The organism is Candidatus Obscuribacterales bacterium (genome assembly GCA_036703605.1).
Taxonomy (GTDB): Bacteria; Cyanobacteriota; Cyanobacteriia; order RECH01; family RECH01; genus RECH01.
The window spans coordinates 1-1,587 of record DATNRH010000084.1; the positions used below are offsets into that span (position 1 = coordinate 1).

Genomic DNA, 1,587 nt, shown 5'->3' on the forward strand with positions numbered 1-1,587 from the left:
GATAGAAGCGGTCAATGGTCTCAGGGATACAGACATGGATCACAGTTCGCACATCCGGCAGGTCTACCCCCAATCCAAAGGCTGAGGTTGCTACGACGATATCGATCAGCCCATCTTGCCATTTATCCAACAAATCCAAACGCTCACGCTGGCTCGACTGGCCGGTCATCTTAGCGCAGCGCTTATATCCAGCCTGCTGCAAGTAACGATGCCAATGGTCTACATCCTTGACCTTGCTACCGTAAATAATTAGTGGACGGGGTAGGTGAGCCACAGCTTCCACCAAATGCTCTTGGCGTTCAGTTTCGCTGGTACAGTAGGCAAACCAGTAGGAAGGTTCAGGGCGAAGTTGTGCTGAAGAGACAATTTCAAATGGCCCTGGCGCTCCAAACAGAGTTTCGAGCGTATCTAAGCAAGATTCCGTGACGGTGGCGGTGAGTAGCAGGGTAGGGAAACCCGGTAGTTTGTGGTCACGGCAGACTCGGAGGAGCGATCGCCGGAAACCAGCCAATTCCTGAAACTCTGGACGAAATTCATCTCCCCACTGCTCCACAATGTGAGCCTCGTCAATAACCAGATAGCGAAGAAACCCCTGCCGAGCGGCTTCATAAACACTGAAGGACAGAGACTCAATCAACCCCTCAGGACTGGTAAAGACGATGGGTTGGGTGCCCTGGCGGATGCGATCGCGAATTTCCTCCCGCCGTTCTTGCCCCTCAATAGAGGTATCGCTGTAGTAGGCGGTGGCAATATTTGTCTTCGTTTGGGTCTTAAACGCCCGCTCCTGATCGATGGCCAACGCCACAGTAGGCACCACTACAATCGTCGCCCCTACTGGCTTTGAGGCCAGCCACGCGGGCAGATGGGCACAAAGGCTCTTGCCTGATCCTGTGGGTAAATTGACCACTAGCGTAGACTCAGGAGGCGCAGTCAGAATTGTCCGGATTGCCTCTCGCTGGCCTACGCTTTGGTACGTCTCATAGCCCAGTGCTTTAAGAAAGGGATCGCCTGAGACAGGTTCATGACTCCGGCGGCTCTCTTCCTTAAACAAAGGGGTTTCAGGAGAAACCTGCTCAGTCTGGGGAAGCCATTTTGGGTGCCAAGGATCAGCGCTGACCACAAAAAAGTCAGGCCCCTCATTGAGCACCGCCATACCGCTGCGCTCCCAAACCTCTCGCTGGGTTGGAAACGGGCTCTTTCTTGGCACCTTCAGACTAGGAGAGGCTCCGCCCTGAATTTCCATCTCACGGCGGAGCAAGTGGCGCACTAGAGCGGCGATGTCCCCTTGTCCTAAGGTTTGGGGTGACTGTAATGCCTTTACTAACCGGCGTTGGCAGGCTTCTGCAAAAGCCTTTTCATCCAGAGGGGAGATAGCGCCACTGCTCAACCAGTTTGTTAGATCTTGAAAGCCTAGTTCCATCAGTCAGTTTCCTCCCCAATCCGGGAAGGCTGCTGACCTGCCACGATGTAAAAGCCGATGGAGTCTAGCGTAACGCGAGGATTGGCCATACCCTCCAGAAGAGCGTTTTTGAGTGCTGCTTCCATATTGGCCTCTTCAGCCAGGGATTGCCCAGAGCCCATCTCATT

The 1,587-nt window shown here is 53.9% G+C and carries 1 protein-coding gene; it reads right to left on the bottom strand.

All coding sequences use genetic code 11. The features are described 5' to 3' along the window. On the bottom strand, window positions 1–1,420 hold a 1,420-nt coding region (gene dpdF / locus V6D20_01845), incomplete at its 3' end, for a protein DpdF (GenBank protein ID HEY9814539.1). Window positions 1,421–1,587: the final 167 nt, after the last annotated feature.